Raw genomic sequence first — 22,397 nt, 5'->3', positions numbered from 1 at the left:
CACGCTCCGCGTGGTAACGCCTCCTGTGACGCTCCGCGTCACGCTTTGGGACGCAGAGCGTCCGGGGCCGCATTTCCACGCGGAGCGTGGGAATGATCAGCGGCGGTGTTCTGGAGAAAGTGATTTACACACGTGCAATAAGAAAACTAAGGAAGGTCACCGTGAAAAAAAGCAAGTCAGGGTTAACTACCGCCATCCACACAGGCCCGGGCTATCCGCTCAAGGCGCTGAGCTGCGTGCCATACGGCGCGTTGCTGTGTTGCCTGGCAAGCCTGGGGACCGCCCAGGCTGCACCCTATGTGGAAACCGGCAAACTGGGCGACGCCGCCAGCTGGCGCAGCAATGAGTTCAAGGCCGACTGGGGCCTGGGCGCCGTGCACGCCGACACCGCCTATGCGGCTGGCTATACCGGCAAGGGCGTCAAGCTGGGGATCTTCGACCAGCCGGTGTACGCCCAGCACCCGGAGTTTGCCAGCCCCGACAAGGTGGTGACGATTGTCACCGAGGGCATTCGCCAATACACCGACCCGTATATCCCAGTGAAGGCCGGCGACGCGTTCCGCTACGACGGCACGCCGTCCAAGGACTCCAACGGCAAGCTGGGTAACCACGGCACCCATGTCGGCGGCATTGCGGCCGGTAACCGCGATGGCGGGCCGATGCACGGCGTGGCGTTCAACGCACAAATCCTCACCGCCGAAAACGGTGACCCGGGCCCGGAAGACGGGATCATCCTCGGCAACGACGGCGCCGTGTACAAGGCCGGCTGGGATGGGCTGGTCGCCAGTGGCGCGCGTATCATCAACAACAGCTGGGGCATCGGCATCGGTGATCAGTACGCCAAGGGCGGCCGCGATCCGGCGTTCCCCAATTTCACCGTCAACGAAGCCCAGGCGCAGTTCAATACCATCAGGCCGATCCTTGGCACCCTAGCAGGTGGCGCGTACCAAGGCGCCATCGACGCGGCCCGCAGCGGTGTGCTGACCATCTTTGCTGCAGGCAATGACTACAACCTCAACAACCCGGATGCGATTTCCGGCCTTGCGTATTTTGTGCCAGAGATCGCGCCTAACTGGCTGTCCGTCGCGGCCCTCCAGCAGAACCCGAATACGGCAAGCCCCGATCCGTATGTGATCAGTACTTTCTCCTCGCGTTGTGGCTATGCGGCGAGCTTTTGCGTGTCGGCACCCGGCACCAAGATCTACAGTTCGATCATCAACGGTACCGACCTGAGCAACCTCACCACCGACTGGGCCAACAAAAATGGCACCTCCATGGCCGCACCTCACGTGGCAGGCGCCGCAGCGGTGCTGATGGAGCGCTTCCAATACATGAGCGGCGACCAGATCTCCACCGTGCTCAAGACCACCGCCACCGACCTCGGCGCGCCGGGCATCGATTCGCTGTATGGCTGGGGCATGATCAACCTGGGCAAGGCGGTCAACGGCCCCGGGATGTTTATCACCGCTGAGGATATCCCGGCCGAGTTCCGTATCGACGGCGCCTACGGCAGCGGCCAGTTCGTCGCGGACCTGCCGGGTGTCGGCGCGGTGGTGGATGCCGGCAAACCCACCCAGCGTGTGTGCGATGACCTGCACTGCGGGCGGGATGTGTGGAGCAACGACATCTCGGGCCATGGCGGCCTGACCAAGCAAGGCATCGGTACCTTGGTGCTCACCGGCGCCAATACTTACAGCGGGCCGACGCTGGTCAACCAGGGCTTGCTGGCAATCAACGGTTCGGTCACCTCCGACGTTACCGTCAGCCAGAGCGGTGTGGTCGGTGGTTCGGGGCGTATCGGTTCGCTGAGCGCGAAAAGCGGCGGCACCGTGGCGCCGGGCAATTCCATCGGCACCTTGAACGTGGCGGGCAACGTCAACTTTGAACCGGGTTCGACCTACGCGGTAGAACTGTCGCCCACCAGCAGCGATCGCATCGTCGCCGGCGGCACGGCCACCCTCAACGGCGGCACCGTGACTCTTGCCCTGGAAAACAGCCCGACCTTGCTGAGCGCCACCCAGGCCCAAAGCCTGATCGGCCGTCAGTACAACATCCTGCAAGCGGCAGGCGGCGTCACCGGTAGCTTCGCGGCAGTGGTGCCCAATTACCTGTTTGTCGGCGGCACCTTGAACTACGCCGCCAACGGTGTGCAGCTGGATGTGGCACGCACTAACAGCTTCGCCAGCGTGGCGGCTACGCCGAACCAGCGCGCCGTGGCCGCCGCCGCCGAGCAATTGGGCGCAGGCAATGGCGTGTATGAAAGCTTGCTGCTGGCACCCACGGCCGCTTCGGCTCAAGGCGCGTTCCAGCAACTGAGCGGGGAGGTATACCCGGCGCTGGAAACCGCACTGGTCAATGACAGCCGCTACGTACGCGAAGCCGTGGGCGAACGCCTGCGCAATGGCGAGATGGGCGCTACCAGCCAAGCCATCGACAGCCGTGGCAACGTGTGGGTCAAGGCACTGGGTGCATGGGGCAAGACCGACAGCCGCAACGACACGGCGGGCTACACCACCTCTATCGGCGGCATGCTCGCCGGTGTGGACGGCGCCCTCGATGAGGCCACACGCATCGGCCTGGTGGCCGGCTACAGCGACACGTCGCTGAACATGGGCAGCGGCACCCACAGCCGCGCCTCGGTCGACAGCTATCATTTCGGCGCCTATGCCGGGCATGAAATCGGCGCCTGGCGCCTGAGTGGCGGCGCGACCTACAGCTGGCACCGCGCCGATGTCAAACGCGACCTGCAATACGGCGACGTCAGCGGCAAGCAAAAAGCCAAGGTCGATGCCCACAGCACCCAGGTATTCACGGAGGCGGCGTACCGTATCAACCTGCAACCGCTGGCCCTGGAGCCGTTCGCCAATCTGGCCTACGTGCACCTGGACACTGACAGCTTCAAAGAGAAGGGCGACGCCGCCGCGCTGAGAAGTGGCGACGACAGCCGTGACCTGGTGCTCAGCACCCTGGGTATGCGTGCCTTGAAGACCTTCAATATCAACGACCATCAGCAACTGGAAGTCTCCGGCACCCTGGGCTGGCAGCACAACCTGAGCAGCACCGATTCGGAGCAGCACCTGGCGTTTGCCTCGGGCGGCCCGTCGTTCACGGTGGAAAGTGCGCCAATGGTGCGCGATGCCGCGTTGGTCGGAGCACGGGTCAGCCTGGCATTGAGCAAGGATGCGCGGGTGAACCTCGATTACAACGGCCTGCTGGCCAGCAAGGAGAAGGTGCACGGCGTCGGCTTGAGCCTGGACTGGGCGTTCTAAAGGCCAAGTGCAGTTGGTTGTGGCGAGGGAGCTTGCTCCCGCTCGGGTGCGCAGCGCCCGCAAGTTTTTGGGGCCGCAGCGCAGCCCAGCGGGAGCAAGCTCCCTCGCCACACAAGCTCGCTCCTACAGGTGGTAACGGATAACAGGTGTTTTGGCTTTCTCTACAAATCCAACAACAGAGAGGCACTACCAATGGGTATCTTTGACTATAAAAACCTCGGTACCGAGGACTCCAAGGCGTTGTTCGCCGATGCCATGGCGATCACGCTGTATTCCTACCACAACCTGGATAACGGCTTTGCCGTCGGTTACCAGAACAACGGCCTCGGGCTGGGCTTGCCTGCCACCCTGGTCAGCGCGCTGATTGGCGGCAGCAATGCCCAAGGGGTCATCCCCGGGATCCCCTGGAACCCCGACTCGGAAAAAGCCGCCCTGGAGGCGGTGCAAGCAGCCGGCTGGAAGCCTATCAGCGCCAGTACCCTGGGCTACAGCGGCAAGGTCGATGCGCGCGGCACCTTCTTTGGCGAAAAATTCGGCTACGGCACGGCGCAGGCCGAGGTGCTGGGCAAGTACGATGATGCGGGCAAGCTGCAGGAAATCGGCATCAGTTTTCGCGGCACTTCGGGGCCTCGGGAAAGCGTGATCACCGACTCCATCGGCGATGTGATCAGCGACCTGCTCGCCGCCTTCGGGCCCAAGGATTATGCCAAGAACTACGCGGGGGAAGCCTTTGGCGGCTTGCTCAAAAACGTGGCGGACTACGCCAGTGCCCAGGGCTTGGGCGGCAACGACGTAGTGGTCAGCGGCCACAGCCTTGGGGGCCTAGCGGTCAACAGCATGGCCGACTTGAGCGACAACAGCTGGTCGGGGTTCTATAAGGACTCCAACTACGTGGCCTACGCGTCGCCGACCCAGAGCGCCGGCGACAAGGTGCTTAACGTCGGCTATGAAAACGACCCGGTGTTCCGCGCCCTGGATGGCTCGTCATTCAACCTGTCGTCCCTGGGCGTGCACGACAAGCCCCACGAGTCGAGCACCGACAACATCGTCAGCTTCAACGACCACTACGCTTCATCCCTGTGGAACCTGCTGCCATTTTCCATTCTCAACCTGCCCACCTGGGTCTCGCACTTGCCCACCGGTTACGGCGACGGCATGACCCGCATCCTCGACTCGGGCTTCTACGAACAGATGACCCGCGACTCGACGGTGATCGTCGCCAACCTGTCCGATCCGGCACGGGCCACCACCTGGGTGCAAGACCTCAACCGCAATGCCGAGGCGCACAAGGGCAATACCTTCATCATTGGCAGTGACGGCGACGACTTGATCAAAGGCGGCAGGGGCGCGGACTTTATCGAAGGTGGCAAGGGCAATGACACCATCCGTGACAGCAGCGGGCATAACACGTTTTTGTTTAGCGGGCAGTTTGGCAATGACCGGGTGATTGGCTACCAGACGACGGACAAGCTGGTGTTCAACGACGTGGCGGGCAGCACCGATTACCGCGACCACGTCAAGGTGGTGGGCGCGGATACCGTCATTAGCTTTGGTACGGATTCGGTGACGCTGGTGGGTGTGAGCAGTCTGTCGGGGGAGGGGATAGTCATCAGCTAACGTATTCGGTGTGGGAGCTTGCTTGCCTGCGATGGCGGCGGTCGAGACAGCCATGCGGTGACTGACAAATCGCTATCGCAGGCAAGCCAGCTCCCACATTTGATGGGGTGTTGCTAGAAGATCACTTTTCCTTACGCACCGTGGCCACATCATCGGCCTTGATACGAATACGCTTGCCGGCAATATCGGTGAACTCGTAGAAGCCGTCGGCGGTCTTGGCGTTGGGCGTGTCCTTGGTCAAATACTGCGTGCCGTTCTGCAAGGTCACCACGGTTTGCGTGGAGCAACCGGCCAATACCAGAAAAGTGAGTGCAACCAGTGGCAGACCCAAATTCTTCATGTTCATAACCCTTACCTTTAACCCTGAAAAGTCCCGCAGCGTCTGGCTGCGCGGCCATAAATATTACTTGATCAACCCCCTCATCAGATTGTTTTTTTGCAAAAAGTTGCAGGCGCCATTTATCTATTACTGATTGCAACAACCGCTTTGCCCCGGCACTCTGTATGCATAACCAGTATTTGATTGCTCTGCGCCATGGCCAACCCCCTCGAAGACCCCTTGTATTACCTGCATAACTTCCGCCAAGTGCTGGTTTGGTTGGGGCAGCGCTATGCCGATTTGCTCGATGCGCACGAACAGCATTTCATTCAGCAATTTGACAGGTTGCCTCTGGCGTCCCAGGCGTTGTTGGTGCGGATGGTGATGCGCAAGGGCGTGCATTTTCGCGCCACCAAGCTCCATTACCTGGAAATCGGTTGCCCTCATGCGGCGGCGGGGCCACTGCGGGAGTTGGGGTGGGTGGAGGATCAAAGCCCGCTGCCGTTTGCCACCCTGTTCGCCCTGCTGCAAAAAAGTGAATTGCTCGGCGCCTTCAGGCCCTGGATCGACCAACCCAAGGGCAACAAGGCCGACTGGCTTGAACCCTTGGCGGCGCAATTTACCGAACCGCGCAGCTTTACCCAGTGGTGTCCCGACGTGGGCGATGTGCTGTATAGCCTGACAGTGATGGAGTTGTGTGATCGCCTGCGCCTGATGTTCTTCGGCAACCTGCACCAGGACTGGTCGGAATTCGTGTTGGCAGATCTGGGCATCTATACCTATGAAAAAGTCGAGTTCTGCGCCGAGTCTCGTGGTTTACGCAGCCGTGACGACGTGCATGGGTTTTTATTCCTGCACCAGTGCCAGCAAGCCTTTGAAGCCGGTGAGGCACTGGATACGGTGTTGGCGCAGGTCGCCACGTTGTGTACCGACAACCCGTGGCTGGAAAAGCGTCGTGCCAAGCTGCTGTTCCAGATCGGCCAGTATTGCGAACGGTGCGCCGAGCTGGCACTGGCCGAACAGATCTACCGCAATTGCACTCATCCCGGCGCGCGGGCGCGGCTGATCCGCGTACTGGAACGTCAGGAGGATTACGCCCAAGCCATGGCCCTGGCGACCGAGGCGCAACAGGCCCCACACAGCGCAGCGGAACACCAACACCTGCTTCGCGTAGTGCCGCGCCTGCGGCGCAAACTCGGCGGGCCGGCGCTGCCCAGGGCCAAGCCCCAAGCGGTGGCACGCCTGGACCTTTCGCTGGTGCAGGAACCGCTGCTGTCGGTGGAATCCTGCGTGCTGGCGCACCTGAGCGAACCGGATGCACCGGTGTATTACGTCGAGAATGGCCTGATCAATTCGCTGTTTGGCTTGCTGTGCTGGGAGGCGATTTTTGCGCCGTTGCCGGGGGCGTTCTTCCACCCGTTCCAGCGCGGGCCGGCGGACCTGCACAGCGAGGACTTTTATCAACGCCGAGAAGCTTTGTTTGCCGCGTGCTTTGCGCAACTGAAGGACGGTCGCTACAAGGCAAGCATCCGCCAACGCTACGTGGATAAATGGGGCATCCAGTCGCCCTTTGTGTTCTGGAACCTGCTCAGTGAAGACCTGCTGGAGCAAGCCCTGGCCTGCCTGCCCGCCGAGCATTTGCGCCATTGGTTCACGCGCCTGTTGCAGGATATCCGTGCCAACCGGGCCGGGATGCCGGACCTCATCCAGTTCTGGCCGGCGCAAAACACCTATCGCATGATCGAGGTCAAGGGCCCCGGCGACCGCCTGCAAGACAACCAGTTGCGTTGGCTGGCGTTCTGCGGCGAGTACCAGATGCCGGTCACCGTCTGCTACGTGCGTTGGGCGGAGCAACCCGCTTGAGTTACAGCGTGGCCGTGCGGGCGCTGTGTGAGTTCACGGCCAAGGTCGGTGACCTCGACCTGCGCTTTACGCCGTCGCCCAGCGCCCAGGAAGGCATCGTCGGCCATCGCACGGTGGCATCCCGGCGCAGCGCGCACTATCAGCATGAGGTCACCCTGGAGGGCGATTACCAGCAGCTCAAGGTGCGGGGCAGGGCGGACGGCTACGACCCGGACGCCAACCGCCTGGAAGAAGTCAAAACCTACCGTGGCGACCTCGCTGCCCAGCCCGCCAACCATCGGCAACTGCACTGGGCCCAGGTCAAGGTGTATGGCTGGCTGATGTGCCAGAAACTCGGGCTCGATCATATCGACCTGGCGCTGGTGTACTTCGACATCGTCGGCGAAGGCGAAACCGTGCTGAACCAGCGGTTCGATGCACCCGACCTTGAGCAGTTCTTCAATCAGCAATGCGCGCTGTTCCTGGACTGGGCCCGGCAGGAGATGCAGCACCGTGCGGCACGCAACGCTGGCGCGCAGAGCCTGGCGTTTCCCCATGTCGACTTCCGTACCGGGCAGCGCGACTTGGCCGAGTCGGTCTACAAAGCGGTGACTACGGGCCGGTGCCTGATGGCCCAGGCGCCCACGGGTATTGGCAAGACCATCGGCACCATCTTCCCGCTGCTCAAGGCCCTGGCGCCGCAGCAACTGGACAAGCTGTTCTTCCTCACCGCCAAGACGCCCGGGCGCAAGCTGGCGCTGGATGCCGCCCAGGTGCTGTACGACAGCAGCCCCGAGCTGTCACTGCGTGTGCTTGAACTGGTGGCCCGGGACAAGGCGTGCGAACACTTGGACAAAGCCTGCCACGGCGATTCCTGCCCATTGGCCAAGGGCTTTTACGACCGCCTGCCTGCCGCCCGCCAGGCCGCGTCCAAGGTGCGCCTGCTCGATCAAAAAAGTCTGCGCCACGTGGCGCTGGCCCATCAGGTATGCCCGTACTACCTGAGCCAGGAAATGGCGCGCTGGAGCGACCTGATCGTCGCCGACTACAACTATTACTTCGACTTTGGCGCCATGCTGTTCGGCCTGGCCCAGCTCAACCAGTGGCGTGTCGCGGTGCTGGTGGACGAGGCGCACAACCTGGTCGAACGCGCGCGCTCGATGTACAGCGCCAGCCTGGACCAGTACAGCCTCAAGACCTTGCGCGATAACGCGCCCGAGCCCCTGAACAAACCCTTGCAGCGCTTGAACCGTGAGTGGAATGCCTTGCACAAGGACCAACTCGCACCGTATCAGGCGTACGCCGCCAAACCTGACAAACTGCTCCAGGCCCTGAGCCTGTGCACCAGCGCCATGGGCGACTACTTCAACGACCACCCCGAAGCCCTCAGCGGTGACCTGCAAGCCTTCTACTTCGACGCGCTGCAATGGGCCAAAGTGGCCGAGCTGTTCAATGAGCACTTTATCTTCGATATCACCAAGCGCTCGTTCAGCGGCAAGCGCAATAGCTCGACTCTGTGCCTGCGCAACGTGGTGCCGGCCGAGTTCATCCGGCCCAGGCTGACCGCCGCGCGCAGCAGTGTGCTGTTTTCCGCGACCTTGAGCCCGCGCCATTATTACGCGGACTTGCTGGGCCTGCCGGCGGATACCGCCTGGGTTGATGTGGCATCACCGTTCAAGGCCGAGCAATTGCAGGTCAGCATCGTTGACCGCATCTCTACGCGGTTTGTGCATCGCCAGGCGTCGCTGGAACCTATCGTGGAACTGCTCGCGCGGCAATTCGCTGCGCAACCGGGTAACTACCTGGCGTTTTTCTCAAGCTTCGATTACCTGCAACAGGTGGCCCAGTTAATGGCCGAACGGCACCCGCAGATTGCGTTGTGGTTGCAGGCGCGGGGCATGGCCGAGGCCGAGCGCCAAGCCTTTTTGGAGCAGTTCACCCACCACAGCCAGGGCATTGGCTTTGCGGTGCTGGGCGGTGCGTTTGGCGAAGGTATCGACCTGCCCGGAGCGCGCCTGATCGGTGCGTTTATCGCCACCCTGGGTTTACCGCAGCTCAACCCGGTGAATGAGCAGATCAAGGCACGTATGGGCGCTGTTTTCGGCGCGGGGTATGACTACACCTACCTGTATCCCGGTATTCAGAAAGTTGTGCAGGCAGCGGGGAGGGTGATCCGCAGCCAGCAGGATCGCGGGGTGGTGATGCTGATCGATGACCGTTTTAGCGAATCGCGGGTGCAGCAGTTGTTGCCGCGTTGGTGGGCGATCAAGCCCCTGTAGGAGCGAGCAAGCTCGCTCCTACAGGTTTGGGCTACACCACTTCCAGGTAGGAGCTCTGTATCTCCCGGGCCAACTCACGCACGGTGTCGATGAATTCTGTCAGCCGAGTGTGCAGCCCATCTTCCAGAATCTCATCAATCCCCGTGTACCGCAGCCGCGCCTCGAACTCCGCCGCCAGGCGTTGCGCCGTGCGCCCGTAACTGCCGGGCAGGTCGGCCAGGATATGGCTCAACTCCTCGATGCAGGCATGCAGCGAACGCGGCACATCGCTGCGCAACAGCAGCAACTCTGACACCGAGCGTGCATTCAAGGCATTCGGATACAGCTCGGTATAGGCCTCGAACGACGACAACGCGCGCAGCAGGGCGCTCCACTGGTAATAACCGCGTGCCGATACGTCGCTGACTTCTTCCGACTCCTCGCCGAACATCTCATAGCGCGCATCCAGCAGGCGCAAGGTGTTGTCAGCACGTTCGACAAAGGTGCCCAGGCGAATGAAGCGGTACGCGTCATTGCGCATGATGGTGCCCGAGGTTGCGCCCCGAAACAGGTGCGAGCGTTGCTTGACCCAATCACAGAAGTGGCTGATGCCATGCCGTGCCAGGCCACCGGCGGCGATGCTGCGCATTTCCAGCCAGGTGGCGTTGAGGTTTTCCCACATGTCGGCGGTGATGCGCCCGCGTACCGCATGGGCATTGCCTCGGGCGGCACGCAGGCAGTTGTAGATGCTCGCGGGGTTTTGCGCGTCGAGCGCAAAGAAGTGCAACATGCGTTCGGCATCCAGGGTCTGGTGCCGCTCCAGGTAGCTGTCCAGGGTGCCGCTGCTGAGCAACGACATCGCCAGTTCATCCAGGCCATCGCTGCGCCCGGCCTGGGGCATCAAGGACAACGAATAACTGACTTCCAGCATGCGTGCCAGGTTCTCGGCGCGCTCCAGGTAACGCGACATCCAATACAGATCTGCAGCTGTTCTACTCAGCATACTCAGCCCTCCACCACCCAGGTGTCCTTGGTTCCACCGCCTTGCGACGAGTTGACGACCAGCGAGCCTTCCTTCAGCGCCACGCGGGTCAAGCCACCGGGCACCAGGCGGGTTTCCTTGCCCGAGAGCACGAAGGGTCGCAAGTCGATGTGCCGGGGCGCGATGCCGTTTTCGACAAAGGTCGGGCAGGTGGACAGGCTCAAGGTGGGTTGAGCGATATAGGCATGGGGGCGGGCCTTGATGCGCTGGCGGAAGTCTTCGATCTCGGCGGCCGTCGACGCCGGGCCCACCAGCATGCCGTAGCCGCCGGAGCCCTGGGTTTCCTTGACCACCAACTGCTCCAGGTTGGCCAGCACATGGGACAGCTCATCGGGCTTGCGGCATTGGAAGGTCGGCACGTTCTGCAGGACCGGTTCCTCGTCCAGGTAGAAGCGGATCATCGCGGGTACGTAGGGGTAGATCGACTTGTCGTCAGCCACCCCGGTGCCGATGGCATTGGCCAGCACCACATTGCCGGCGCAGTAAGCCGCCACCAGCCCCGGCACGCCGAGCATCGACTCGGGATTGAACGCCTGGGGGTCGAGGAAAGCATCGTCGATGCGTCGGTAGATCACGTCCACGGCCTTGGGGCCGTCGGTGGTGCGCATGAACACCTTGAGGTCCTGCACGAACAGGTCGGCGCCTTCCACCAGTTCCACGCCCATTTCCCGGGCAAGGAAGGCGTGTTCGAAGAAAGCGCTGTTGAAGCGCCCAGGGGTCAACACCACCACATTCGGGTTATCGAGGCGGCTGGCGCTCTTGAGGGTCTTGAGCAAGAGGTTGGGGTAGTGGTCCACCGGGGCAATGCGCTGCTTGGCGAACACTTCCGGGAACAGGCGCATCATCATCTTGCGGTCTTCGAGCATGTAGCTCACGCCGCTGGGGGTGCGCAGGTTGTCTTCCAGCACGTAGTAGGTACCGTCGCCGTCGCGCACCAGGTCGACGCCCGAGATGTGCGAATAGATGCCGCGGTGCAGGTCGAGACCGACCATGGCTTTCTGATAGCCCTCATTGCCCAGGACCTGATCGGCGGGAATGATCCCGGCCTTGATAATGCGCTGGTCGTGGTAGATGTCGGCCAAAAACAGGTTCAGCGCGTTGACCCGTTGGATACAGCCGCGTTCGATCAGGCTCCACTCACTGGCGGGGATGCTGCGGGGAATGATGTCGAAGGGGATCAGGCGTTCGGTGTCTTGCTCGTCGCCATACAGGGTGAAGGTGATCCCGGCGCGATGGAACAGCAAATCCGCTTCACGGCGACGCTGGGCCAGCAGTTCCGGCGGCGTGTGGGCCAGCCAGCGAGAGAAGTCCTGATAATGCGCACGGCAAACGCCGTTTGCGTCATTCATTTCATCAAAGAAAGATCGAGCCATTCCAGTACCTTGTCAGTGCCCAGTGTGGCTTTGGGTGGCACTGCCGCTTAAAAAAACGCATGTTTTTATGAGCCCGTGGCTGAAGGTGCCAACAGACCTGGTCCTTACTTTCTTATGGGGGCGGCTCTGGGTCGGGGGGTAACGCATGCTCCTGTTTTCCGGGTGGTGAATGGATAAAGCAATGCCTGTGCCGGAATGCGAACTAGGCATCAATAACCTGTGGCGAGCGAGCTTGCTCGCGCCGGGCTGCGCAGCGGCCCCAATAAAAGCGGGAGCGCTGCGCACTCCAGCGCGAGCAAGCTCGCTCGCCACAGGAGGGGGCTCACCACAATGGGGCGCGGCGTGTTTCAGATTGGTGCGCCAACCCACTTGAACTTCATCGAGCCCCGATTCTTCTAAGGAGTTTCGTCACCTTGTGGAGCACCGTCGTGTCCAGAATCATCTCCCCCCACACTCCGGAAGCGGCCCTGAACGACCACAGCGAACACAACGCAAAGATATTCGGCTCGCCCAAGGACCGCCTCGACTTTTACCGGCGCGAGATCCAGTACGAAACCAGCATCCTGGCCAACCGCACCGACGCCTACCTGACCGCGCAATCCTTCCTGGTGATTGCCTTTGTCTCCGGCATGGGCAACCTCAACCCGGAATGGGGCAAGCTGTTCACGCTGGTGGTGCCGATCTTCCTGGTTTCGCTGGGTATTCTCAGTTCGCTGAATGCCTGGCCCGGTATCCGTGCGGCGTATGAAATCATCGACCACTGGCACTACAAGCAAAGCGAATTGCTGCGCAGCGAGCCAGTGATGGGCATGGCCTACGATGAGTCGCCCCTGTTTTCCGAAGTGGAGTCGAGCCACAAGGGCTATCGCAAGTCGTTGTTGTTTTCCATGCGTGCGCCGTGGTTGTTCATGGTGTTCTGGCTGGTGTTGGGCATCTATGCGTTCTATATCCAGGTGGACAATCCACTGCGCTGACCACGCGGACGGAACTTCAGCCGTGGCCGTGACGCCTTAGCTCTATGCGGTTCAGATTTTTCATCGGCCTGCAAAGAGGTGCCTCATGACCCAGCCTAAAGATCCCCAGACCCACAATCGCAACGACCCCGCCATCGACGGCGGCGAGCCTGCCCCTGGCACCGCCGCCGATGCGCCCAAGGATCCAACGCCTGCGAGCGACCCAAAGGCCAAGGAAAACGACTACAGTCCAGACTTCAAGCCCGAGCGCGAGCACAAGCCTGAAACCGATGCCGATATCGATACCCAAGGCGGTTAGAGGAGACGCACATGTCAAAAGAACTGGACGATGAACTCAACGACCCCGGCAATGAAGACCCGGGTTCGTTGATGGACGATGCCGAGGTGCCGCTGAACGACCTGGATGAAGCGGCGGACGTTGGCAACACTGAAAATCAGGACTGATCCGGCGGCGGGCCCGAGGGATTGCTGAGCTTGAAGTAGACGTCTTCCTCGGCCCCGCCGTCCAGCGACACCTCCTGGCCCACCACGCGGTTATCGATCAGCGTCTGCGCCTGATCGCGGCTGATATTGACCACCGTGCTGCGCTTGCCAGTGATCACATACACCACATCCACCCCATGCTCGGCCAGAGCTGCCAGGTAGTTGGCATGGGGCAGGTCTTCGCCCAGTTCATATTGACGTTGCTCGCGTGTGGTCACGCCGCCTGCCTGCGCCAGGTATTGCTGCGAATATCCCAGGCGTTGGCGTTCCTCAAGCAATCGTTGGGCGATCTTTTTCATTAGCTGACTCGCAGTGTGGGTCTTGGCTGTTTGAAACCCCGGCGTGGTGCAGGATTCAATTTTTTTGCGCAGCCTGACGCTCATACCATGCCAGCATGGGCTGGGTAGTCAGGCCATGGGCCAGGATGCTCAATGCGATGACCGACAACGTCAGGTTGACCGCCACCGCACTGCTGGTGCCCACCAGACCGTGGTTGAGCGCATAGAACAGGTAGTAAATGCTGCCGATCCCACGGATGCCGAACCAACTGACCAGGCTGCGTTGGCGATGGTCCAGCAGGCGGCCCCAAGGCATGGCGAATACACTGGCGGGGCGAATCACACAGAACAGTAACGGCGCCACCGCCAACGCGGCCCACTCCCAGTGGCTGACCAGCACGATGCCCAAGACGGTCACCAGGAACACCTCCATGGCCCGCTCCACCAGGCTGCCGAAGGCCAGCATGTCACCCATCATCACGCCTGCCGCGATCTGGGTGTCCTTCAACTGGCTGACGTCGCCGTGCAAGGCTTGCTCGGGCTCGATTTCGAGGTGGCCCACCACCGGTTGCGCCAGGTGCTCGGCGGGTGTCTGGGCGTTGCCGGTGGACTTCACCTCGGCCTGACGCAACCCCAGGCCCGCCGCGAATACCGACAGGAAGCCATAGCCGCCCACGGCTTCGGCGGTCACATAGGCAAGGGCGATCAATGCCAGTGTCAGGTAATCATTGGGCGAGAGGGTGCTGTCGGCATTGATCAGGCGCAGGCGCAACGTCACACGGCCGATACCTCGGCCCATCCAGTAGCCGATCAATAGCCCGACCGGCACCGCCCATACCAGGTTTTTCAGCACCCAACCGCCGACCCAGTCGCCATCGAAGCCGCCGTGTTGCATGAACAGCAAGCCGAAGATCACAAACGGAAAGGCGCTGCCATCGTTCAGCCCCGCTTCGCCGGACAGACCGAAGCGCAGCGCGTCGTAGTCCTGGGCATTGTTGACCTGAACCAGGCCCGCCAGCACCGGATCGGTCGGCGCCAGGATCGCGCCCACCAACAAAGACACCCCCCACGACAGATCAAGCAGGTAATGCAGCAACAGCCCGGTGCCGAGGATGGTCAACAGCATGACCGGGCCGGCCAGGCCGAAGGCGATGCGCCAGGTGCGATGCTTGAGCGGCAGGCGCAATTTAAGGCCGCTGACAAACAGCGAAAACAGCACTGCCACTTCGGTCAGGTGCTCCATCCAGCGCGCCGACCCCTTGATGTCCAGGTGCAGCAGGTCCACACCGAGGGGGCCGATGGCGATGCCGAGCAACAGGCACACCGCCGAAGTGGTGACCGGCATCCAGCGCAGGTAGGAGGACGTGAGGGCGAGGGTGAGCAGCACCGCGCCCAATACGGCCAACCATAGAATGAAAGTCATAGTGCGTGCACCCGGCCGTGGTTCATTCAGGTTGGAGGGCGGTGGCCAAGTGCGGGTTCAAACAATCACCGGGTTGAAGTGGCATTCTGTGGGAGCGGGCTTGCCCGCGAATGCGGTATACCCGTCAACAGAGTCGGTGTCTGACACCCTGTATTCGCGAGCAAGCCCGCTCCCACATTTGACTGTGTTTGGTCATGACACTCCCTTGGCATGACACCTCAGCGAGCCCCCAGCGGCGGCAAGCGCCGTTTCACCGGGGTTTTCTTCACAATCGCAGTATTGGTTTCGGCATACCCATTGATCCGGTCCAGCAGGCTGTCCAACTGATCCATGGTGCGCACATGCAGGCGTGCGATAAAGCAGTCCTCGCCGGTGACCTTGTCGCATTCGGTGAACTCAGGGATCGCCTGGATCTGGCGCTCCACTTCCTGCAGTTTGCCGGGCAGGGGGCGGATGCGCACGATGGCTTGCAGCAGGTAACCGAAGTGTTTGGGGTCGATGTCGACGGTGTAGTGGGTCAGCACGCCGCGTTCTTCCAGGCGCCGCAGACGTTCGCTGACGCTGGGTGACGACAGCCCGGTGATGCCTGCCAGGGCCTTGAGGGACAACCGCGAGTCGTCCATCAAAGCGGCGATCAATTGCTGGTCGATGGTGTCGATCATGGTCTGTGCCTAATAAGAAAAGGTGATTTCGGGCTTTTGCCTTTTTTAGTCGCTGTAGACGTCGCCGACAGATTGCCATACTGGAGCCTCACTTGAGGAGCCTCAATCATGGATTCATCCATCCGTCGCGGGTCGTGGGAAATGGTCGCCGCCATGCTGATCTCGGGCAGCATTGGCTGGTTTGTGCTGGTGTCTGGCGTGTCGGTGATCGAGGTGGTGTTCTGGCGCTGCGTGATCGGTGCGCTGACGCTGGTGCTGGTGTGCGCCTGGCTGGGTTACCTGCGCCTGGACCTGCTCAGTTGGGCAAAACTGGGGCTGGCCGTGCTCAGCGGTGTGGCCATTGTCGGCAACTGGTTGCTGCTGTTCGAATCCTACTCCCGTGCCTCCATCGCGATCAGCACCGCGGTGTACAACGTGCAGCCGTTTATTCTGGTAATGCTGGCGGCGGTGTTTCTCGGTGAAAAAATCACCGTGCAGAAACTGGCGTGGTTGAGCGTGGCGTTCCTGGGCATGTTGGCGATTGTTACCGCCCATGGCGAGCAAACGGGTGGAGGAGATTACCTGGTAGGCATCGCGCTGGCCCTGGGCGCGGCATTTTTGTATGCGGTCGCGGCGTTGATCATCAAGCGCCTCAAGGAAGTACCGCCGCATTTGATGGCATTGATCCAGGTGGCCACTGGCGCGCTATTGCTGGCGCCGCTGGTGCCCTGGAATGGCCTGCCGGCATCCACCACGACGTGGGCGGCCTTGGTCACCTTGGGGGTGGTGCACACGGGTTTGATGTATGTACTGCTGTATGGCGCGATCCAGAAACTGCCGACGGCCATTACCGGCGCACTGTCGTTCATCTACCCGATTGCGGCGATCTTTGTGGATTGGATTGCGTTCGGGCATCGCCTGGGGTGGCTGCAATGGCTGGGTGTGGCGGCGATTCTGCTGGCAGCGGCAGGGTTGCAGCGGGGCTGGTGGTGGCCCCGCAACCTCGGTAGGCGCGAGCTTGCTCGCGAAGAAGGCTAACGATGACGCAGCGCATCGGGTTGAAACGCGGCGTCCTCGAGCTTTTCGCGAGCAAGCTCGCTCCTACAGATGAGGGTTAGTGCGTGCCCTGATAGATGAGGTTTTCCGGGTTGAAATGCTCCACCGCGCTGCCAGGCTGCGGCAGGCCGAGGATATGCCCCTTGATCTTGCCCACCACATGCATCTCGCAGGGTTTGCAGTCGAACTTCAGGGTCAGCACTTCGTCACCGTGGATCAATTGCATCGGCGCCACCTTGGTCTTTACCCCGGTCACACCCTTGGCCTGTTTAGGGCACAGGTTGAACGAGAAACGCAGGCAGTGCTTGGTGATCATCACCGGCACTTCGCCGGTTTCTTCGTGGGCTTCGAAGGCGGCGTCGATCAGCTTCACGCCGTGACGATGGTAGAAGTCCCGGGCCTTCTGGTTGTAGACGTTGGCCAGGAACGACAGGTGCGCCTCAGGGTAAACCGGCGGCGGCGAGGTTTCAGCCTTGCGCCCGCCCCGCGGATGCGCGGCGACGCGTGCGGCGGTCAGTGCTTCGATCACTTCACGGCGCAAGGCCTTGAGCTGTGAATTGGGAATGAAGAACGCCTGTGGCGCATCCAGTTCGATGCGGGTGGCATGGTACTCGGTGGTGCCGAGTTGGCCGAGCAGGTCGCGCAGGGTATCCAGCGCCTGTTCCGGCTTGTTGGCCACGCCAAACGGGCCGGGCAGGGTGACGCTGGCGCTGATGCCTTCTTCGCTGGTCGCGGTGATTTGCAGCTGCTCTTCACGCAGGCACGCGACCCATGACAAGCCGATACGGCGCTCGGCCGAGGTCTTGAGCAGGGCCTGTTGCCAGTTGTGGTCCAGGTTGCGATTGAGCGGGTGATGGGGGCGCAGTTGATGCAGGCCGGCCGGCATTTCGTTGGGCTCGACGCGGTAGCGGTACCGCTTTTCACCGTCTTCCTCGAACTCACCCTTGGGCTCGGCGATGTTGGCGCGAAAACCCACCACTTCACGCTTGATCAGCACATTGAGGCCGTCGCCGTTGGACAGCGGCTCATGGGTGACCACCTGCAAGTCGCGCTTGCCAGCTTTTTCCACGGTGCCCACGGGCAGGCCGGTAAAGGTCGGGGTGTCAAACGCGCCGATGTCGATCTTGCGGTCGCTGACAAAGTAATCGGTGCTGCCCCGGTGGAAGGTTTTTTCCGGGTCGGGCAGGAAGAAGTGCGCGGTACGCCCGCTGGAAGCGCGGGCCAGGTCCGGGCGGTCTTCGAGGATCTCGTCGAGGCGCTGTCGGTAGTAGGCGGTGATGTTCTTCACATAGCCCATGTCCTTGTAGCGGCCTTCGATCTTGAACGAACGCACACCCGCTTCGACCAGGGCGCGCAGGTTGGCGCTCTGATTGTTGTCTTTCATCGACAGCAGGTGCTTTTCAAAGGCCACCACGCGGCCTTGGTCATCTTTCAGGGTGTAGGGCAGGCGGCAGGCCTGGGAGCAGTCGCCACGGTTGGCGCTGCGGCCATTTTGCGCGTGGGAGATATTGCACTGCCCGGAGAACGCTACGCACAGGGCGCCGTGGATAAAGAACTCGATGGCGGCATCGGTCTCGTCGGCAATGGCGCGGATCTCTTGCAGGTTCAACTCGCGGGCCAGTACCAACTGCGAGAAACCGGCCTGGTCGAGAAACCTGGCCCGGCCCAGGGTGCGGATGTCGGTTTGGGTGCTGGCGTGCAGCTCGATCGGCGGAATATCCAGCTCCATCACGCCCAGGTCTTGCACGATCAGCGCATCCACACCGGCATCGTAGAGCTGATGGATCAGCTTGCGCGCGGGCTCCAGCTCGTTGTCATGCAAAATGGTGTTGATGGTGGTGAAGACGCGGGCGTGGTAACGGCGGGCGAATTCCACCAGTTGGGCGATATCGCTCACCTCGTTACACGCATTATGGCGGGCGCCAAAGCTCGGCCCGCCGATGTAAACGGCGTCGGCGCCGTGCAGGATAGCCTCGCGCGCAATGGCGACATCGCGGGCAGGGCTGAGCAATTCCAGGTGATGCTTGGGCAAGGACATAGTTTTTTTAGTCAGGCTTGTCACGGTTGAGGCGCGCATTGTAGCTGTGAAATGCCTGGGCGGCATCTACCGCAGGGCTGTCGGGCCTAATGCAAGTCCGTTAAGCGAACGCATTACTCAACGCAACGAAGCCCCAATGTGGGAGCTGGCTTGCCTGCGATGGCGATTGAACATTCACCACCGCTATCGCAGGCAAGCCAGCTCCCACCTTTTTGACGGCGTTCGACATTCCGATCAGATCGGCGCTAACGGCGTCACAGATTCAAGCCTTGGCAGCCATCGCCGTCACTTCCACCCGCATACCTTCTACCGCCAAGGCGGCAACGCCCACTGCCGCCCGCACTGGCCAGGGCTTGGCGAAAAAGCGCTTGTAGACCTCGTTGAACGCCGCGCGGTCGGCCATGTCGGTGAGGTAGATGGTCAGGTGCATGACCCGGTCCATGGAGCTGCCGGCTTTTTCCAGCGCAACTTTCAGCGCTTGCAGGGTGCACTCGCTTTGCAGGGTGATATCGCCCAGCTCCAGGCTGCCATCGGCATGGGTGGGAATCTGGGTGGAGACCAGGATGCCGTTGAAGCCGATCACGTCGGAGGAGATGGAATCGGCGTCCGGGTCAGGGGTATAGGACAGGTCGTGGTTGGCCATGGGCACCTCGTGTTGGCAGGAACAGAAAGGCGCCATGGTCGGTGAAATTCGGCCCAGGGGCAAACCCCGGCTTATATCCAGCGCCGGAACAGTACGCTGGCGTTCACGCCGCCAAAGCCGAAGCCATTGGACAGCGCATATTCAATCGGCATGGGACGCGCCTCATCGCGCACCATGTCCAGGCCGTCGGCGAGGGCGTCCGGGTTTTCCAGGTTGAGTGTCATTGGCGCGATCTGGTCACGCAGGGCAAGCACGGTAAAGACGGCTTCGATGCCCCCCGCAGCACCGAGCAAGTGGCCGGTGGCGGATTTTGTCGAGCTGATCGCCGGGCTGCCGCCGGTACCGAATACCGTCCTGATCGCCGCCAGCTCGCCCTTGTCGCCCACAGGCGTGGAGGTCGCGTGGGCATTCAGGTACTGCACCTGCGATGCCTCGATGCCCGCCTGGCGCAACGCTTGAGTCATTGCCCGGCGCGCACCGTCACCGTCTTCAGGCCCTGCGGTCATGTGATAGGCGTCTGCACTGGTGCCATAGCCCACCAGTTCGGCAATCGGCTGCGCGCCCCGCGCCAGGGCATGCTCCAGTTCTTCAATTACCAGAATGCCGGCGCCTTCGCCCATCACAAAGCCGTCGCGCGCTTGATCGAAGGGGCGCGAAGCGCGCTGCGGGGTGGCATTGAAATCGCTGGACAACGCTCGCGCTGCGGCGAAACCGGCCAGGCTGACGCGATGAATCGCCGCTTCGGCACCGCCGCATACCGCGACGTCGACTTCCCCGGCGCGGATCATTCGCGCTGCGTCGCCGATAGCCTGAACCCCGGCTGCACACGCGGTTACTGGCGCACCCAGCGGGCCTTTCAAGCCATAGTTGATCGACACATGCCCGGCGGCCATGTTGCTCAGAAACGATGGAATGGTGAAGGGCGACAGACGACGCGGGCCCTTGCTGTCAGTGGTGCGCACCGCATCGGCAATGGCCGGGAAACCACCGACACCGGAGGCGATGATGGTCGCCGTGCGCGCCTGCTCCTCAGGTGTTTTGGGGGCCCAATTGGCCTGCTTCAGGGCTTCATCCGCCGCCGCCAGGGCGAACAGGATAAAGCGGTCCATCTTGCGCTGTTCCTTGGCCGCCAACAGTCGATCAGGATCAAAACCGGCTTCGGGGTCTTGCAACGCACTTTGCACCTGGCCGCCGATGCTGACCGCCAGATCACCGATCATCTCTTGCGGCAAACAGCGGATGCCCGACTGCCCGTCCAGCAAGCGCTGCCAAGTGGATTCCACGCTCGACCCCAGCGGCGTCAGCGCGCCCATGCCCGTCACGACGATACGTTTACTCATGCTCAATCGACTCCTGTTGCTTGAAGGATACACAGCGTATGGACGTCACTATCATCATGAAAGTAACATGGTGTCCTACAAGTTTGTACTCGCACACAGGAATACTTATGCAGCGCAAATCCCTCATCAGTGCCGAATGCCCCATCGCCCGTAGCCTTGAACGGGTAGGGGAGTGGTGGAGCATGCTGATCATGCGCGACGCCTTGCACGGCCTGCGCCGTTTTGACGAGTTCTCGCGCAGCCTGGGCATCGCGCCCAACATGCTGACGCGGCGCCTTAATGGCTTGGTAGAAGCGGGGATGCTGGAGCGCCGCGCCTACAGCGAGCGGCCGCCACGCTACGAATACGTGCCGACGGCCAGAGGCGAAGACTTTCGTATGGTGCTGATGGCGTTGGTGGCCTGGGGCAATCGGCATTACGCCGAGGAGGGCATCAGTGTCGAGGTGGTGGAACGCGAGACGGGCCGGCCGGTGCAGCCGATGATGGCGACGGAGGAAGGTGCGTGGGTGGCGATGGATCAGTGCGTGGTACAGCCCGGCCCGGCCGCCAGCGCAGGGATGCGCCAACGGCTGAGCCGTGAGTGATTGATTACTCTTTTACATCCATGAACTCTTCGGCCCACGCCACATAGCTCTCAGGCAAGGTGTAAGTGTGGGTCAACTCCGTCGCACTGAGGTTCGAGGTGCTGTGGGTCAGCTGGCGCTGGGCACGCAGGCTGTCGTAAGTGGCCTTGATCGCGGCGAAGTAGGCGCCATGCCCGGCCACCACGATGCGCACGCCCAGGCTGGCCAGGCGCTCGCTGTCGTGCAGTTGCGGGTTGCCGTAGGTCACCAGCATCAGCGGAACGCTGAGGTTCTCCGCGATTTGCTCCAGGTGGTCGAAGTCCTTGACGCCGACCATGCAGATGCCGTCAGCACCGGCCTTTTCGTAGGCCTTGGTCCGCGCAATCACGTCGCTGGTGGGCAGCACGCCGGCATTGGTGCGCGCAATGATCGACAGCGCCGGGTCGACACGTGCCTCCAGCGCGGCCTTGACCTTGCCGATGCCTTCTTCGACGGAAATCAGGTCCGTGGATTTACGCCCGAATTGCGCGGGCAAGAGGGTGTCTTCGATGGTCAGCGCCGCGACGCCGGCGCGTTCCAGTTCTTCGACGGTGCGCATTACGTTCAAGGCGTTGCCGTAGCCGTGGTCGGCGTCGGCGATGAATGGCAGTTGGGCCACACGACCGATGCGGGTGGCTTGCTCGACGAACTCACTCAGGGTAATCAACGCAAAATCGGGGGCCGCCAGCACCTGCAGGGAGGCGACTGAACCGCCCAGGATTCCCACTTCAAACCCCAGGTCGGCCGCGATGCGGGCAGACATGGGGTCGAATACGGAGGCGGTTTCAACGCACAGGGGCGTTGCCAGCAGGTCACGGAAGTTACGGCGTAGCGCTGAGTGAGAAATCTTGGGCATGGTCTTTCCTGGCTTTGGTCATCGTCAAGTGACGATCAATGTCTATTCGTGGTGCCGGGAGATTACCACGCAGATGCCCCTGTGATTATGACGTTTGAGCAGGCGTGCTAACGAGCGCCGGGGCTGTATGCCGGGCCGGCCTGAGGTCAGCGACGAGGGGCCGGGGATTCCCGAAGCGGACCTGGAGCGTGTATTCGACCCGTTCTTTCGCCTTCGGCGTGGTTCGGGCTTGATGGCCCGGATTGAATTTGCGCGCTAGCGTGATGCGATATACGCATTTTTATTGAATTAGGTTATGCGTAATCAGTATTTTACATCTTACCTTCAGCCCGCAAAAATAGCC

At 61.7% G+C, this 22,397-nt stretch carries 19 protein-coding genes and 1 pseudogene; 10 read left to right on the top strand and 10 right to left on the bottom strand.

Features of this window, described 5'->3' with window-relative positions:
• The first annotated feature begins 161 nt into the window (after window positions 1-161).
• Together MHH62_RS03630 and MHH62_RS03625 are read left to right on the top strand one after the other, a co-directional pair.
• Window positions 162-3,269 (top strand): autotransporter domain-containing protein, encoded by a 3,108-nt coding sequence (locus tag MHH62_RS03630; protein WP_339232511.1) that lies wholly within the window; start codon window positions 162-164, stop codon window positions 3,267-3,269.
• Between the two features lie 192 nt (window positions 3,270-3,461).
• Entirely contained in the window at window positions 3,462-4,886 is a 1,425-nt protein-coding gene (locus tag MHH62_RS03625; protein ID WP_032903424.1) for a lipase, read from the top strand.
• Between the two features lie 121 nt (window positions 4,887-5,007).
• Here MHH62_RS03625 and MHH62_RS03620 read toward each other — a convergent pair whose 3' ends face one another.
• Window positions 5,008-5,232 (bottom strand): YgdI/YgdR family lipoprotein, encoded by a 225-nt coding sequence (locus MHH62_RS03620; protein ID WP_003191162.1) that lies wholly within the window; start codon window positions 5,230-5,232, stop codon window positions 5,008-5,010.
• A 189-nt stretch (window positions 5,233-5,421) separates the two neighbouring features.
• Between MHH62_RS03620 and MHH62_RS03615 the strand changes: the two genes are divergently transcribed.
• Complete coding sequence (locus MHH62_RS03615; protein ID WP_339232510.1) at window positions 5,422-7,068, top strand: VRR-NUC domain-containing protein; 1,647 nt, start codon at window positions 5,422-5,424, stop codon at window positions 7,066-7,068.
• On the top strand, window positions 7,065-9,326 hold the full coding sequence (locus tag MHH62_RS03610; protein ID WP_038450078.1) for an ATP-dependent DNA helicase: 2,262 nt from the start codon (window positions 7,065-7,067) through the stop codon (window positions 9,324-9,326). Before MHH62_RS03615 ends, MHH62_RS03610 begins: the two co-directional genes overlap by 4 nt.
• A 31-nt stretch (window positions 9,327-9,357) precedes the next feature.
• On the opposite strand, the gene MHH62_RS03605 is transcribed toward MHH62_RS03610, so the two are convergent.
• Both MHH62_RS03605 and MHH62_RS03600 read right to left on the bottom strand, forming a co-directional pair.
• Window positions 9,358-10,308 carry an alpha-E domain-containing protein gene (locus tag MHH62_RS03605; RefSeq protein WP_014718413.1) on the bottom strand — a complete coding sequence of 317 codons (951 nt, stop codon included), beginning with the start codon at window positions 10,306-10,308 and terminating at the stop codon, window positions 9,358-9,360.
• A gap of 2 nt (window positions 10,309-10,310) precedes the next feature.
• The gene (locus MHH62_RS03600) at window positions 10,311-11,720 is read right to left on the bottom strand and encodes a circularly permuted type 2 ATP-grasp protein (RefSeq protein ID WP_014718414.1); all 1,410 of its coding nucleotides are present in this window, start codon (window positions 11,718-11,720) and stop codon (window positions 10,311-10,313) included.
• A gap of 428 nt (window positions 11,721-12,148) precedes the next feature.
• On the opposite strand from MHH62_RS03600, the gene MHH62_RS03595 reads away from it, so the two are divergent.
• The 3 genes from MHH62_RS03595 (at window position 12,149) to MHH62_RS03585 (ending at window position 13,138) form a co-directional block, all read left to right on the top strand.
• Window positions 12,149-12,694 (top strand): hypothetical protein, encoded by a 546-nt coding sequence (locus tag MHH62_RS03595; protein WP_014718415.1) that lies wholly within the window; start codon window positions 12,149-12,151, stop codon window positions 12,692-12,694.
• 85 nt (window positions 12,695-12,779) lie between these two features.
• Window positions 12,780-12,992: a hypothetical protein gene (locus MHH62_RS03590; protein ID WP_072434553.1), complete on the top strand. Its 213-nt coding sequence runs from the start codon at window positions 12,780-12,782 to the stop codon at window positions 12,990-12,992.
• A gap of 11 nt (window positions 12,993-13,003) precedes the next feature.
• Window positions 13,004-13,138: a hypothetical protein gene (locus MHH62_RS03585; protein WP_014718417.1), complete on the top strand. Its 135-nt coding sequence runs from the start codon at window positions 13,004-13,006 to the stop codon at window positions 13,136-13,138.
• Here the strand turns inward: MHH62_RS03585 and MHH62_RS03580 are convergent.
• From MHH62_RS03580 to MHH62_RS03570, 3 genes are all read right to left on the bottom strand, one after another.
• Complete coding sequence (locus tag MHH62_RS03580) at window positions 13,129-13,476, bottom strand: helix-turn-helix domain-containing protein (protein ID WP_014718418.1); 348 nt, start codon at window positions 13,474-13,476, stop codon at window positions 13,129-13,131. The genes MHH62_RS03585 and MHH62_RS03580 overlap by 10 nt on opposite strands.
• A 55-nt stretch (window positions 13,477-13,531) precedes the next feature.
• On the bottom strand, window positions 13,532-14,878 hold the full coding sequence (locus tag MHH62_RS03575) for a cation:proton antiporter (RefSeq protein ID WP_019820078.1): 1,347 nt from the start codon (window positions 14,876-14,878) through the stop codon (window positions 13,532-13,534).
• Window positions 14,879-15,096: 218 nt separating this feature from the next.
• Window positions 15,097-15,540 carry an Lrp/AsnC family transcriptional regulator gene (locus tag MHH62_RS03570; protein WP_014718420.1) on the bottom strand — a complete coding sequence of 148 codons (444 nt, stop codon included), beginning with the start codon at window positions 15,538-15,540 and terminating at the stop codon, window positions 15,097-15,099.
• Window positions 15,541-15,648: 108 nt separating this feature from the next.
• Here MHH62_RS03570 and MHH62_RS03565 point away from each other — a divergent pair, with 108 nt between their 5' ends.
• Window positions 15,649-16,557, top strand: a complete 909-nt coding sequence (locus tag MHH62_RS03565) for a DMT family transporter (RefSeq protein WP_032903427.1) — start codon at window positions 15,649-15,651, stop codon at window positions 16,555-16,557.
• 76 nt (window positions 16,558-16,633) lie between these two features.
• On the opposite strand, the gene MHH62_RS03560 is transcribed toward MHH62_RS03565, so the two are convergent.
• From MHH62_RS03560 to fabF, 3 genes are all read right to left on the bottom strand, one after another.
• Entirely contained in the window at window positions 16,634-18,613 is a 1,980-nt protein-coding gene (locus MHH62_RS03560; protein WP_014718422.1) for a U32 family peptidase, read from the bottom strand.
• A gap of 262 nt (window positions 18,614-18,875) precedes the next feature.
• Window positions 18,876-19,256 carry a RidA family protein gene (locus MHH62_RS03555; protein WP_014718423.1) on the bottom strand — a complete coding sequence of 127 codons (381 nt, stop codon included), beginning with the start codon at window positions 19,254-19,256 and terminating at the stop codon, window positions 18,876-18,878.
• A 71-nt stretch (window positions 19,257-19,327) separates the two neighbouring features.
• Window positions 19,328-20,596, bottom strand: a complete 1,269-nt coding sequence (gene fabF, locus MHH62_RS03550; RefSeq protein WP_019820073.1) for a beta-ketoacyl-ACP synthase II — start codon at window positions 20,594-20,596, stop codon at window positions 19,328-19,330.
• A 107-nt stretch (window positions 20,597-20,703) separates the two neighbouring features.
• On the opposite strand from fabF, the gene MHH62_RS03545 reads away from it, so the two are divergent.
• The gene (locus MHH62_RS03545) at window positions 20,704-21,180 is read left to right on the top strand and encodes a helix-turn-helix domain-containing protein (protein ID WP_032873990.1); all 477 of its coding nucleotides are present in this window, start codon (window positions 20,704-20,706) and stop codon (window positions 21,178-21,180) included.
• Window positions 21,181-21,184: 4 nt separating this feature from the next.
• On the opposite strand, the gene MHH62_RS03540 is transcribed toward MHH62_RS03545, so the two are convergent.
• Window positions 21,185-22,054 carry an oxaloacetate decarboxylase gene (locus tag MHH62_RS03540; protein ID WP_014718426.1) on the bottom strand — a complete coding sequence of 290 codons (870 nt, stop codon included), beginning with the start codon at window positions 22,052-22,054 and terminating at the stop codon, window positions 21,185-21,187.
• A 142-nt stretch (window positions 22,055-22,196) separates the two neighbouring features.
• On the opposite strand from MHH62_RS03540, the pseudogene MHH62_RS03535 reads away from it, so the two are divergent.
• Window positions 22,197-22,313 (top strand): annotated as a pseudogene (locus MHH62_RS03535) (ATP-binding protein); the annotation flags it as partial.
• Between the last annotated feature and the right edge of the window lie 84 nt (window positions 22,314-22,397).

Origin of the sequence: Pseudomonas sp. FSL L8-0168 (genome assembly GCF_037976155.1) — a bacterium.
In the GTDB taxonomy this organism is placed as follows: domain Bacteria; phylum Pseudomonadota; class Gammaproteobacteria; order Pseudomonadales; family Pseudomonadaceae; genus Aquipseudomonas; species Aquipseudomonas paracarnis.
This window is presented reverse-complemented; position numbering and strand designations above follow the sequence as displayed.